Origin of the sequence: Streptomyces inhibens, assembly GCF_003389455.1 — a bacterium.
Taxonomy (GTDB): Bacteria; Actinomycetota; Actinomycetes; order Streptomycetales; family Streptomycetaceae; genus Streptomyces; species Streptomyces inhibens.
On record NZ_QUAC01000075.1, the window covers coordinates 1 to 12128 of the forward strand.

Consider the following 12128-nt stretch of genomic DNA (forward strand, 5'->3'; position numbering starts at 1 on the left):
GACTCTATCAGATCCTTGCGGCTCCGATTTTCGCCGGTGCGATTCGGCCTTTCGGCTTCTTCGCGTTTCCGACTCTATCAGACTCTTTTCGATCCCTGCTTCTCGAAAGTCGCAGTCGGTTCGAATTCGGTCCGATTTACTGTCGGAGGTCCGCCGTCGTGCAGCTTTTCAGTGCTGCCCTTTCGGCGTGGTTACTACTTTAGCGGTTTTCCTTGGCGACTCATAATCGAGCCGGCGGGGTCGAATTTCGACAACGCGAAAAAAGACCCGTCAGGGAATCGTGCGGAGTAGTTGGTTGTGCCGCCTGGCGGTCTGCGCAAAATAGCGCTGCCCGTCTCCAGCGGCTCGGGCTACGTTAGGCGGTTGGCGAGGGCGAGTCAAGTAGCGCTGGTGGCGCGGCGACGGGGAACGTGTCGGCGGTAGGGGCTGACGGTCGGGTCGTCGGCGATCCAGTAGCGCCAGGGGTGGTCGGCACCGTCTCCGCCGACGCCGGTGCGCGGGCCGTTGCGGACCCGTTCGGGGGCGGGCGGGCGGCCGTGCAGCAGGGAGAGGGGGGCGGTGCCGCCGGTGCACAGGTCGGCTCCGTCGAGGGTCCGGTCGATGTCGAGGGCGGTGGCCAGGCGGGCCGGGCCCTTGGCCAGTTCGTTGGTACTGCGGGCCTTGGGGCGGCGGCCGGCTGCCAGGGGCGCGCCGGTGAGGATCTCGCCGGCGCGCAGGAGGACTCCGCTCGCCATGCCCTCGGGGCCGCAGACCGCGTTGAGGCTGAACCACATGCCGTAGATGAAGTAGACGTACGCATGGCCGGGCGGGCCGAACATGGTGGCGTTGCGTGCGGTGCGGCCCCGGTAGGCGTGGGAGCCGGGGTCGGTCTCGCCGTCGTATGCCTCGACCTCGGTCAGCCGGAGTTCGATCGGGCCGTCGGGGGTGTGGCGCAGGAGGGTGCGGCCCAGCAGGTCGGGGGCCACGTCCACAACCGGGCGGTCGAAGAAGTCGCGCGTGAGCGGCATACGTTCCGGTACGTCGGTCATGCGGCCCGAGGGTAGTGCAGCCGTTATGGGCGGCGACTGGCCATGGGGGCGTCGGGGTTGGGAAGGTGTGGGCGGTGGAACCGGCCTGCGTGGTTCCGCGTTCGTAGGAATCAAGCCGAGATCTCGGCGAGCTATATCAAGAGCACAGGCGTTTCGCCTGGGGAGGACGAGCATGGGATTCAAGAAGCTGCTGGCGAGCCTGGGCGCCGGGGGCGCGTCGGTGGAGACGGTGCTCTTTGAGGAGAACGTCGTCCCGGGCGGGGTCGTGCAGGGCGAGGTGCGGATCCAGGGCGGGTCGGTGGCCCAGGAGATCCAGGGGCTGTCGGTCGGGCTGCAGGCGCGCGTCGAGGTCGAGAGCGGGGACGAGGAGTACAAGCGCAACGTTGAGTTCACCAAGGTGCAGCTGGGCGGGGCGTTCGAGGTGCAGGCGGGTGCGGCGCACACCGTGCCGTTCGGGCTGGAGATTCCGTGGGAGACGCCGATCACCACGTTCCTGGGGACGCATCTGCACGGGATGAGTGTCGGGGTGACGACGGAGCTGGCGATCGCGCGTGCGGTGGACTCCGGTGACCTCGACCCGGTGAATGTGCACCCGCTGCCGGCGCAGCAGGCGATTCTCGACGCCTTCGGGCGGCTGGGGTTCCGTTTCAAGGCCGCCGACCTGGAGCAGGGGCACATCCGGGGGACGCGGCAGCGGCTGCCGTTCTACCAGGAGATCGAGTTCCATGCGCCGCAGCAGTACCGGGGGCTGAACCAGGTCGAGCTGTCGTTCGTGGCGGACGACCGGGAGATGGACGTCGTACTGGAGATGGACAAGAAGCCGGGGCTGTTCACCGAGGGGTCGGACACCTACCGGTCGTTCACGGTGGGGCTGAACGACTTCGAGGCGACCGACTGGGCGGCATACCTCAACCAGTGGCTGGCGGAGGTCGGCGGCAAGCGGAACTGGCTCTAACCTGGCCGGACAAAGTGTCAGCAAGCGACCAGGAGGTGTCGAGGTGTCCGAGCTGAAGCGGCGGCCGCTCCCGCACGATTTCCACCCGCCGGTGCCGGAGTTCACGGTGTTGAGCGACGAGGTGGAGCCGGGCGGGACGCTGCGGCCGGAGCAGGTCTTCGCCAAGGGAAACCGCTCGCCGCACCTGCGGTGGGAGGGTGCTCCCGCGGGGACGAAGAGCTACGCCGTCACCTGCTACGACCCCGACGCGCCGACGGGCAGTGGTTTCTGGCACTGGGTGCTGTTCGACATTCCGGCGTCGGTGACGGAGCTGGCGGCCGGCGCCGGGTCCGGGGACATGAAGGGTCTGCCCAAGGGCGCCGTTCATGTCCGTAACGACTACGGGACGCGTGACTTCGGGGGCGCGGCGCCGCCGCCCGGGGACGGTCCGCACCGCTATGTGTTCACGGTGTACGCGGTGGACAAGGAGAAGCTCGGGCCGGACGCGGGAGCCTCGCCTGCCGTCGTGGGATTCAATCTGCGGTTCCACGCCATCGGACGAGCCCAGCTGATCGCCGAGTACGAGGTGACCGCGGCGGGCTGAGCGCCGTAATTCCGTTGCGCCCCGGCGCTTCCCCCACGCACAGTGGTGTCTGTGCCGCCGCCCCTTCATCAGGGCGTCGGGCAGCAGGTACCGCAGTGGCGGGAGCGGCGGGGCGCAGGTGTGTCGTCCGCTGTTCGTCGGAGCTCGCACTCGTGCGGGTGTCCTCGCCGGCTGCCGTTCGCTCCGGGTCTCGCGTGTTTCACGGGGGTGGGACCCGGAGCGCACTCTTTTCCGGGCGCGTCAGGCGCTGTCGGATCACCCGGTCTTCATCTTCCTCTCGCTCTCCATTTCCCTTGTGGCATGCGGAAATTGCGTTGTTCGGGGAATACCTGCCGCTGCACAGTGGAGCAACTTCGCCACGGGGGCGATGTGGGTCCGGGAGGTGGACGGGATGCGCGAGACGCTGGTGCTGAATGCGAGCTTCGAGCCGCTGTCGACGGTGTCGCTGCGGCGCGCGGTGGTGCTGGTCATGCAGGACAAGGCCGTCGTCGAGCACGCGCACCCGGGGCTGCGGATCCGTGCCGCCTCGGTGGACATACCGGTGCCGCAGGTGATCAGGCTGAGCAGGTACGTACGGGTGCCGTTCCGAAGACGGGCGCCATGGTCGCGGCGGGGGGTACTGGTGCGTGACCAGCACCGGTGTGCGTACTGCGGGCGTAGGGCGACGACCGTGGACCACGTCGTGCCGCGGTCGCACGGCGGTGGGGACACCTGGCTGAATACCGTCGCCTCGTGTGCGGAGGACAATCACCGCAAGGCGGACCGTACGCCCGATCAGGCGGGGATGCAGCTGCTGCGGCGGCCGTTCGAGCCGACGCCGGCGGATGCGCTGCTGTCGACGCTGGGGGTGTCGGTACGGGACGGGCTGCCGGAGTGGCTGGCGCTGCCGGCGTAGCGCTCAACAGCCGGGGCCATCGTTCAACTCCCTTTATTTGAGCAGGAGTTGGACGATGGCCAGCAGGCCGACGATGACGATGACGGCGCGCAGGGCGGTGGGCGGAAGGCGGCGGCCCACCTTGGCGCCGAGCTGGCCGCCGAGGGTGGAGCCGACGGCGATCAGGGCGACGGCGGTCCAGTCGAAGGTGGCGACGAAGAGGAAGAAGATCGCCGCGACGCCGTTGACGATCGCGGCGAGGACGTTCTTGAGGGCGTTGATGCGCTGTAGGTCCTCGCTGAGCAGCAGGCCCATCAGGGAGAGGTAGAGCACGCCCTGGGCGGCGCCGAAGTAGCCGCCGTAGGCGCTGGCGAGCAGCAGGCCGGCGAGCAGGGCGAGGCCGCCGTCGCGGTGGGCGGTGGTGCCGTTGCGTTCGCGGCGGGCGCGGAGGGCGGCGGCGAGCTTGGGCTGGGCGATGACGAGGATCAGCGCGAGGGCGATCAGTACGGGGACGATCGTGTCGAAGGCCTTGGAGGGCAGCGCGAGCAGCAGGATCGCGCCGCCCAGGCCGCCGATCAGGGCGGTGATGCCGAAGCGCAGCAGACGGCGGCGCTGGCCGGCGAGTTCGCGGCGGTAGCCGATGGCGCCGCTGAGCGAACCGGGCACCAGGCCAAGGGTGTTGGAGACATTGGCCGTGACCGGTGGCAGGCCGAAGGCGAGCAGCACCGGGAAGGTGATGAGGGTGCCGGACCCGACGATGGTGTTGATCGTGCCGGCGCCGAGCCCCGCGGCGAAGACGGCGACGGCTTCCCAGATGGTCACGCTGATTCCCCCGTGCATGATCGGTGTGTGCTTGGCCGATCATGCACCAGGGGGCACCGGGATCAGTCGATCGGGGGCGCTTCGCGGTTGGGCGAGCTGGGCTTGGGGATGCTGCCGCCGCCGGACGACGGGTTGAAGTTGCCGAGGGCGCCGCCGAGGCCCTTGAGGGCGTCGCCGATCTCGCTCGGCACGATCCAGAGCTTGTTGGCGTCGCCTTCGGCGATCTTCGGGAGCATCTGGAGGTACTGGTAGGAGAGCAGCTTCTGGTCCGGGTCGCCGGCGTGGATGGACTCGAAGACCACCCGGATCGCCTGGGCCTCACCCTCGGCGCGCAGTGCGGCGGCCTTGGCCTCACCTTCGGCGCGCAGGATGGAGGACTGCTTCTCACCTTCGGCGGTGAGGATCTGGGACTGCCGGACACCTTCGGCCTGGAGGATGGCGGCACGCTTGTCGCGGTCGGCGCGCATCTGCTTCTCCATCGAGTCCTGGATGGAGGTCGGCGGCTCGATGGCCTTCAGCTCGACGCGGTTGACGCGGATGCCCCACTTGCCGGTGGCCTCGTCGAGGACGCCGCGCAGCGCCGCGTTGATCTCCTCACGGGAGGTCAGGGTCCGCTCCAGGTCCATGCCGCCGATGATGTTCCGGAGCGTGGTGACGGTGAGCTGCTCGATGGCCTGGATGTAGCTGGCGACCTCGTACGTCGCGGCGCGGGCGTCGGTGACCTGGTAATAGATCACGGTGTCGATGTTGACGACCAGGTTGTCCTGCGTGATCACCGGCTGCGGCGGGAACGGCACGACCTGCTCGCGGAGGTCGATGCGGTTGCGGATGGAGTCGATGAACGGGACGACGATGTTCAGGCCGGCGTTGAGTGTGCGGGTGTAGCGGCCGAAGCGTTCGACGATGGCCGCGCTGGCCTGTGGGATGACCTGGATCGTTTTGATGAGTGCGATGAACACGAGCACCACCAGGATGATCAGGACGATGATGATCGGTTCCACAGCGGCTCCCGTGCCCTTCGTTGCTGGTCCGTGCCGGCCGGCGACCGGCTTGACGTTGATCAGTGTTTCAGAGTCGTGGCTCGTCGCGCAGCGTGTTCGGGTCAGATGACGACAGCGGTGGCGCCGTCGATCTCGACGACGTCGACCTGTTGGCCGGGTTCGTAGACCTGGTTGCCGTCGAGGGCGCGGGCGGACCAGATCTCACCGGCGAGTTTGATGCGGCCGCCCTGACCGCCGTCGACCCGCTCCAGGACCATCGCGCTCCTGCCCTTGAGCGCGTCGATTCCGGACGCGAGTTGGGGGCTCTGGCCGCGGTGACGGTTGGCCAGGGGGCGTACGACGGCGATCAGCGCGACCGACACGGCGGCGAACACGAGGAATTGCAGGACGATGCCGCCACCGAGCGCTGCGGTGACGGCACCGGCGACGGCGCCGACCGCGAGCATCCCGAATTCGGGCATCGCGGTCACGACGAGAGGAATACCCAGCCCTACGGCGGCGATCAGCCACCACACCCATGGATCCACGGCTTCATGGTAGATCCGTGCGGCTGTCCGGGACAGGGCGCGATCGGTCAGCGAAGGGGCAGACCCTGGGCGGTCCAGCGGTCGTTGCCGTTGCGCTCGACGATCAGCGGGAGGCCGAAGCAGTGGGAGAGGTTGCTGGAGGTCAGTTCGAGCTCCAGCGGGCCGGCGGCCAGCACCTTGCCCTGACGGATCATCAGGACATGGGTGAAGCCCGGGGCGATCTCCTCGACGTGGTGGGTCACCATGATCATCGAGGGTGCGTACGGGTCCCGGGCGAGGCGGCCGAGGCGGCGCACCAGGTCCTCGCGGCCGCCGAGGTCGAGGCCGGCGGCCGGCTCGTCCAGCAGGAGCAGCTCGGGGTCGGTCATCATCGCGCGGGCGATCAGGGTGCGCTTGCGCTCGCCCTCGGAGAGGGTGCCGAACTTCCGGTCGAGGTAGTCGTTCATACCGAGGCGGTCGAGGAAGGCGCGGGCGCGCTGCTCGTCGACGTCCTCGTAGTTCTCCTGCCAGCTGGCCGTCATGCCGTACGCGGCGGTGAGCACGGTCTGCAGGACGGTCTGGCTGCGCGGCAGCTTGTCGGCGAGGGCGATGCCGGCGATGCCGATGCGCGGGCGCAGATCGAAGACGTCGACCTTGCCGAGCTGCTCGCCGAGGATCGATGCGGTGCCCGCGGTCGGGAAGAGGTAGCTGGAGGCGACATTCAGCAGGGTGGTCTTGCCGGCGCCGTTGGGGCCGAGGATCACCCAGCGCTCGCCCTCCTTCACCGACCAGGAGACCTGGTCTACCAGAGCCCGTCCTTCGCGGACCACGGATACGTCCACCAGCTCCAGCACATCGCTCATGAGCGCGTTGTCTCCCATTGCTTCTCGGTCGTCGTGTGCACCTGTAGGCGCAGCCCCCCTGCAAACCTACGCCACTCGTTGTCAGTGCCGTTCCCTAGGCTGGGGACCATGCTCGATGAACCTCGTTCGGGACGGTTGGCGGCATGGGGAAATGCCCTATTGGCCGGACTTGTCTCGCCTGATGAAGCCGCGCATCGGATCGCGGACGACGATGCGGTGCACCGCGTGGAGGACCTGCCCGGAGAGGAGGCGCCGGTCGGGCTGACGCTCGCGCTGGGGCGCCTGCGCGCCCTGGGGGCGGTCGGCCTGCGGGTGGCGCTGCCGGCGCCCGGCCATCCGCTGGGGCTGTGCGGGCCGCCGGAATTCAATGCGCGGGCACTGGAGGCCGAGGAGGCGGTGCTCGCCACCGGAGCCGGGCTCGGGCTGGTTCCGGAGATATACGAGGCCGGGCCGGAGGGGGGCACCGGGCCCGATGTGCATGTGGAGGTGGTCTGGCGCTGTCTGCCGGTGCGCGAGGCGCCGCCGGCCGATGTGCCGTCGCTGGGCGAGGCGGAGCGGGAGCTCGCGGAGGCGCTGCGGGATGCGACCGAGGTGCTCTCGAAGCTCGATGTGGCCGGGGCCGGTCCGGTGGCACAGGCGGCGCTGGAGGCGTACCGGGCGCGGGCGGAGGCCGGCCGGCAGGTGCTGGCCCCGGGATACCCGCCACGTGCGGTGCGGGTGCTGGAGCTGGCACAACGGGTCGGTGCGCTCATCGACATCGCGCACCAGGCGGGCGGGGAGCACGGCGGGGCGGTGAGCTCGTCGGAGATCGCGGCCCGTGCCGAGGCGCTGCGGCCGGTGGAGCGTACGGCCCGGCGGGCGCAGGTGGCGGCGTACAACTCCGCGGTGGAGGAGCGGGAGCGGCGCCGGGGGTGAACGCGGCGAGCCCCGCCGGACCATTGTGTGGTCCGGCGGGGCCGTCGCCGAGGTGGGCCGCACAGCTCAGGGCAGGGTGAGCTGTTCATCCCACGTCGGACAACCTCAGTTGTTCGTGGTGGCGTTGCCGAAGGCGGAGTTGAGCACACCGACGACGTTGATGGTGTTGCCGGTGGCGTTCACGGGGACGTGCACGGGGACCTGGACGAGGTTGCCCGAGCCGATGCCGGGGGACGTCACGGCGTTGCCACCGGCCTGCGGGCAGTCGGTGGCGAACGCCGAGCCGGCGGCGGCACCGAGGGCGAGTCCGGTGGTGGCGAGGACGAGAGCGGCCTTCTTGGCGGTGTTCATGGGGGCGAGTTCCTCACGTGGTGGCACAGAGCCGGAATGACAGTGACTGAGGGAAGGGACCGGCCGCACGCCCACGGGGTGACGGGACCGGTCCGGCCCGACCCGCGTGGACCATGGCGCGGCGCGGGTCAGGAGGATCGTGCGAGCGAGCCGGCGATTAGAAGTTCACGGACTCGTTGGCGAAGGTGGGGTTGAGCGCACCGATGACGGTGGCGGTGTTGCCGGTGGCGTTCACCGGGATGTGCACGGGGGCCTGAACGAGGTTGCCCGAGCCGATGCCGGGGGACGTCACGGCCTTGCCGTCGGCCTGCGCGCCGTCGTGGGCGAACGCCGAGCCAGCAGCTGCTCCGAGGGCGAGTCCGGTGGTGGCGAGGACGAGAGCGGCCTTCTTGGCGGTGTTCATGGGGGCGAGTTCCTCACGTGGTGGCACAGAGCCGGAATGACAGTGACTGAGGGGAGGGACCGGCCGCACGCCCACGGGTGACGGGGCCGGTCCGGCCCGACCCGCGCCAACTGGGGCGTCGCGCGGGTCAGGCGGGTCGTGCGGGCGTGCCTGCGGTCAGTTGTTGACGCAGGGGTTGCCGAAGCTGGGGTTGAACAGGCCGACGACGCTGACGGTGTCGCCGCAGGCGTTCACCGGGACGTGCACCGGGGCCTGGACGTCGTTGCCGGCGACGATGCCCGGGGACTGCACCGCGGCGCCCTGCGCCTGCGGGGTGTGGGCCGAGGCAACGCCGGCGCCCGCGAGGGCGAGACCGCTCGCCGCCATCGTGATGGCCGCTACCCGCTTGATGTTCTTCACTTCTCTTGCTCCTCGTTGCCGATGTCGTGACCAGCCGTCACGACTGCTCTGGACAACGGACCGGCGCGAGAAGGGATACGCCGAATGGGCTACAGCTACACGACAGTATGAATCTCGGACCGGGAGGCGACGTTCTGCTTGACGCATTGTCGTACGGAAAGCCTGTCGGCCCCCCGGCCGCGTACGAAGTTCAGACCCCGATGCCGTGCCGTACGGCCCACAGGGCGGCCTGTGTGCGGTCGGCGAGGTCGAGCTTCATGAGGATGTTGGAGACATGGGTCTTGACGGTCTTCTCGGACAGCACCAGCGCGCGGGCGATCTCGCGGTTGGAGCGGCCGTCCGCGATCAGGCCGAGCACCTCGCGCTCACGGTCGGTGAGTGAAGTGCCGCGCCCCTGGCTGCTGTTGCCCTCGTCCTGCGCGAGCAGCGCCTCGGCCACCTCGGGCTGCAGCAGGACATGCCCGGCGTGTACGGACCGGATGGCGCCGGCCAGCGCCTCCGGGTCGATGTCCTTGTAGACATAGCCGGCCGCGCCCGCGCGCAGTGCCGGGACGACGGTGCGCTGTTCGGTGAAGCTGGTCACCACCAGCACCCGGGCGGGGTTGGCCAGCTCGCGCAGCTTGCGGAGCGCCTCGATGCCGTCCATGCCGGGCATCTTGACGTCCATCAGGACGACGTCCGGGCGCAGCTGTTCGGCGGCGGCGATGCCCTCGGCTCCGTCGGAGGCCTCCCCCACCACCTCGATGTCGTCCTGGACCTCCAGGAACGTCCGCAGCCCCCGGCGTACGACCTGGTGATCGTCCACGAGCAGTACGCGGATTGCCCGCCCTTCGCCCGCGACCGTCCTTCGGCCGATGCGCGCCGCGCCGCCCTTTTCGATGTCAGCCACCGGGCACCTCCATCTCGACAGCGGTGCCCTTGCCGGGCTCCGACTCCACGGTGAGCTTTCCGCCGACGCCGCCGGCGCGGTCGTGCATCGAGACCAGACCGAGGTGGCGGCCGGCCCGGCGGACCATGCCGGTGTCGAAGCCGCAGCCGTCGTCGGCGATCCGCAGCAGCGCCCCCTGGCCGTTGCGGGCGAGGGTCACCTCGACGTTCTCGGCGCCGGAGTGGCGCAGGGCGTTGTGCAACGCCTCCTGGGCAACCCGGAGCAGCGCCTCTTCCTGGGCAGCGGGCAGCGCCCGGACGCCCTGGGCGGCGAAGGTGACATGCGCGGAGTGGGCGCGGTCCAGGACCTGGGCCTGTGAGCGCAGGGTGGCGACCAGGCCGTCCTCGTCCAGGGCCGCGGGCCGCAGCTCGATGACGGCGGCGCGCAGTTCGTCGGCGGCCTCCGCGGCCAGCGCGGCGACCTGGTGGAGCTCGTCCTTGGCGCGGGCCGGGTCGCGGTCGACCAGGGCGGTGGCGGCCTGGGCGGTGAGGCGGAGTGAGAAGAGCTTCTGGGCGACCGCGTCGTGCAGCTCGTGGGCGAGCCGGGCGCGCTCGCCCGCGATGGTCAGCTCGCGGCTGCGCTCGTAGAGGCGGGCGTTGGTGAGGGCGATGGCGGCGTGCTGGGCGAGTATGCCGAGCAGTCGCTCGTCGTCCTTGGTGAAGCCGCAGCTGCCGGACGGCTTGGGGCAGCGCTTGTTGGCCAGGAAGAGGGCGCCGAGGATCTCGTCGCCGTCGGCGACCGGGAGGCCCAGGAAGTCGGACATGTCCGGGTGGGCCGCGGGCCAGCCGCCGAAGCGGGGGTCCTTGCGTACGTCGGCGAGCCGCTCGGGGGTGGCGTTGTGCAGCATCGCGGCGAGGATGCCGTGCTGGCGGGGCAGTGGGCCGATGGCCTTCCACTGCTCGGCGCTGACGCCGTCCACCACGAACTGGGCGAAGCCGCCGTGATCGTCGGGCACTCCCAGTGCGGCGTACTCGGCGTCCAGCAGCTCGCGGGCCGAGGCCACAATCGTCTTGAGGACGTCGCGCACCTCCAGATGCCTGCTCATCGCCAGGATCGCGGTGCTCACCGCGGGGATCCCGGCTCCCCGTCCATTGGTCATGGCCTCACCGTACCGGCGGGGCGGGCGGCCCGTATCCGTCCGGCGAAGGCTGCCGCCTAGGCCTACCGGCCTAGGCCGAATGCCCTGGCCACGGCCGGTCCGTCGCCCGACGCCCGGCGGACGGTGGCGTTCCTACGGTGAGGGCGAGGGCTCGGGCCGGCCGGCCCGGCCGGGAAAGGGGACGCGATCATGCCGGTGGCGATCATCACGGGGGCATCGAAGGGGCTGGGCCGGGCGCTCGCCGCGGGGCTGGCCGGACGCGGCTGGGATCTGGTGGTGGACGCCAGGTCGGCGGGGCCGCTGGAGGCGGCGGCGCGGGAGCTGCACGAGACGGGGGTGCGGGTGGTGGCGCTGCCCGGGGATGTGACGGACGGCGGGCACCGGGCGGCGCTGGTGGCCGCGGCCGCTGAGCTGGGCGGGCTCGATCTGCTGGTGAACAACGCGAGCGTGTTGGGGGCGGAGCCGCTGGTGCGGCTGGCGGACCATCCGCTGGACGGGTTGCGGGCGGCGCTGGAGGTGAATGTGGTGGCGCCGCTGGGTCTCGTCCAGGAGGCTTTGCCGCTATTGCGCGCTTCCTCCTATTTGGCATCGTACGGGGGCGATATTCCTTATGTGGGAGAAATACCCTATATAAGGGGTGCCGACAATGCCGGTGCATACGATTCACACCCTTACCTGTCAGATGTCCGAAATGCCGGAATGTACGATTCGCCCCCTTATGTAGGGACAGGTGGGGCGATCCTCAACATCAGCTCCGACGCCGCCGTCGAGGCGTATCCCACCTGGGGCGGATACGGGGCGGCGAAAGCGGCGCTGGATCAGCAGTCGGCGGTGCTCGCGGTGGAGGAGCCGGGGCTGCGGGTGTGGTGGGTGGACCCGGGCGATATGCGGACCGATCTGTACGCGGCCGCCGTCCCGGACGATGACGACTCCGGGCGGCCGCTGCCCGAGACGGTGGTCCCGGCGCTGCTGCGGCTGCTGGACGAGGCGGCCGTCAGCGGGCGGTACGCGGCGGCGGATCTGCTGGCCGGAGCGGCGGACCCGGGCGGCTCGCGATGATCGCGGAGGTGCTGGAGGTCCCGGAGGAGCTGTCGGCCCGGGTGCCGGCCGAGCAGCGGGGGCCGGGCCTGGGCCGGGACGCCGTACGGCTGTTGGTGAGCCGGGGTGCGGCCGAGGTCGGGCATCACGCCTTCGGTGAGCTGCCCAACCTGCTGGCGGCCGGGGACGTGCTGGTGGTGAACACCTCGCGGACGCTGCCGGCGGCGGTGGACGGCCGGGTCGGGGACGGCCGGGGGCGCGGCGAGCCGGTGGTGGTGCACTTCTCGACGCGGGCGGACCGCGGGCACCCGGCGGGCCGGGCGGTGGCCGGCCGCTGGGCGGTGGAGCTGCGCAGCCCGGACG

Annotated in this window: 16 protein-coding genes; 6 read left to right on the forward strand and 10 right to left on the reverse strand. The window is 70.4% G+C overall.

Features of this window, described 5'->3' with window-relative positions; genetic code table 11:
* Nucleotides 1-377: 377 nt before the first annotated feature.
* Nucleotides 378-1028: a DNA-3-methyladenine glycosylase gene (locus DY245_RS10590; RefSeq protein ID WP_128505957.1), complete on the reverse strand. Its 651-nt coding sequence runs from the start codon at nt 1026-1028 to the stop codon at nt 378-380.
* Nucleotides 1029-1200: 172 nt separating this feature from the next.
* Here DY245_RS10590 and DY245_RS10595 point away from each other — a divergent pair, with 172 nt between their 5' ends.
* The 3 genes from DY245_RS10595 to DY245_RS10605 all read left to right on the forward strand — a co-directional run bounded on the left by DY245_RS10595 (nt 1201) and on the right by DY245_RS10605 (nt 3461).
* A complete protein-coding gene (locus tag DY245_RS10595; RefSeq protein ID WP_128505959.1) occupies nt 1201-1983 on the forward strand; it encodes a sporulation protein in 783 nt (260 codons plus the stop codon).
* A gap of 43 nt (nt 1984-2026) precedes the next feature.
* Complete coding sequence (locus tag DY245_RS10600; RefSeq protein ID WP_128505961.1) at nt 2027-2566, forward strand: YbhB/YbcL family Raf kinase inhibitor-like protein; 540 nt, start codon at nt 2027-2029, stop codon at nt 2564-2566.
* Between the two features lie 391 nt (nt 2567-2957).
* Nucleotides 2958-3461 (forward strand): HNH endonuclease, encoded by a 504-nt coding sequence (locus DY245_RS10605; RefSeq protein ID WP_128505963.1) that lies wholly within the window; start codon nt 2958-2960, stop codon nt 3459-3461.
* A gap of 33 nt (nt 3462-3494) precedes the next feature.
* On the opposite strand, the gene DY245_RS10610 is transcribed toward DY245_RS10605, so the two are convergent.
* The 4 genes from DY245_RS10610 to DY245_RS10625 form a co-directional block, all read right to left on the reverse strand.
* Entirely contained in the window at nt 3495-4262 is a 768-nt protein-coding gene (locus DY245_RS10610; protein WP_128505965.1) for a sulfite exporter TauE/SafE family protein, read from the reverse strand.
* A 62-nt stretch (nt 4263-4324) separates the two neighbouring features.
* Nucleotides 4325-5263, reverse strand: coding sequence for an SPFH domain-containing protein (locus DY245_RS10615; RefSeq protein ID WP_128505968.1), 939 nt, complete (start codon nt 5261-5263; stop codon nt 4325-4327).
* 101 nt (nt 5264-5364) lie between these two features.
* Nucleotides 5365-5778, reverse strand: a complete 414-nt coding sequence (locus tag DY245_RS10620; RefSeq protein WP_128505985.1) for an NfeD family protein — start codon at nt 5776-5778, stop codon at nt 5365-5367.
* Nucleotides 5779-5837: 59 nt separating this feature from the next.
* Nucleotides 5838-6650, reverse strand: coding sequence for an ABC transporter ATP-binding protein (locus tag DY245_RS10625; protein ID WP_128505970.1), 813 nt, complete (start codon nt 6648-6650; stop codon nt 5838-5840).
* A 90-nt stretch (nt 6651-6740) separates the two neighbouring features.
* Between DY245_RS10625 and DY245_RS10630 the strand changes: the two genes are divergently transcribed.
* A complete protein-coding gene (locus tag DY245_RS10630) occupies nt 6741-7547 on the forward strand; it encodes a hypothetical protein (RefSeq protein ID WP_128505973.1) in 807 nt (268 codons plus the stop codon).
* A gap of 105 nt (nt 7548-7652) precedes the next feature.
* Here the strand turns inward: DY245_RS10630 and DY245_RS10635 are convergent, their stop codons facing one another.
* From DY245_RS10635 to DY245_RS10655, 5 genes are all read right to left on the reverse strand, one after another.
* Nucleotides 7653-7898: a chaplin gene (locus DY245_RS10635; protein ID WP_128505975.1), complete on the reverse strand. Its 246-nt coding sequence runs from the start codon at nt 7896-7898 to the stop codon at nt 7653-7655.
* A gap of 157 nt (nt 7899-8055) precedes the next feature.
* Entirely contained in the window at nt 8056-8301 is a 246-nt protein-coding gene (locus tag DY245_RS10640) for a chaplin (RefSeq protein WP_128505977.1), read from the reverse strand.
* A 156-nt stretch (nt 8302-8457) separates the two neighbouring features.
* The gene (locus DY245_RS10645) at nt 8458-8700 is read right to left on the reverse strand and encodes a chaplin (RefSeq protein WP_128505979.1); all 243 of its coding nucleotides are present in this window, start codon (nt 8698-8700) and stop codon (nt 8458-8460) included.
* A 190-nt stretch (nt 8701-8890) separates the two neighbouring features.
* The gene (locus DY245_RS10650) at nt 8891-9580 is read right to left on the reverse strand and encodes a response regulator (RefSeq protein WP_280524963.1); all 690 of its coding nucleotides are present in this window, start codon (nt 9578-9580) and stop codon (nt 8891-8893) included.
* A 1-nt stretch (nt 9581) separates the two neighbouring features.
* A complete protein-coding gene (locus DY245_RS10655; RefSeq protein ID WP_128505981.1) occupies nt 9582-10727 on the reverse strand; it encodes a GAF domain-containing sensor histidine kinase in 1146 nt (381 codons plus the stop codon).
* 189 nt (nt 10728-10916) lie between these two features.
* Between DY245_RS10655 and DY245_RS10660 the strand changes: the two genes are divergently transcribed.
* Both DY245_RS10660 and DY245_RS10665 read left to right on the forward strand, forming a co-directional pair.
* Entirely contained in the window at nt 10917-11786 is an 870-nt protein-coding gene (locus DY245_RS10660; protein WP_128505983.1) for an SDR family NAD(P)-dependent oxidoreductase, read from the forward strand.
* Nucleotides 11783-12128: S-adenosylmethionine:tRNA ribosyltransferase-isomerase (locus DY245_RS10665; RefSeq protein WP_244942970.1), on the forward strand; the 346-nt coding region annotated here is incomplete at its 3' end. The genes DY245_RS10660 and DY245_RS10665, both read left to right, overlap by 4 nt.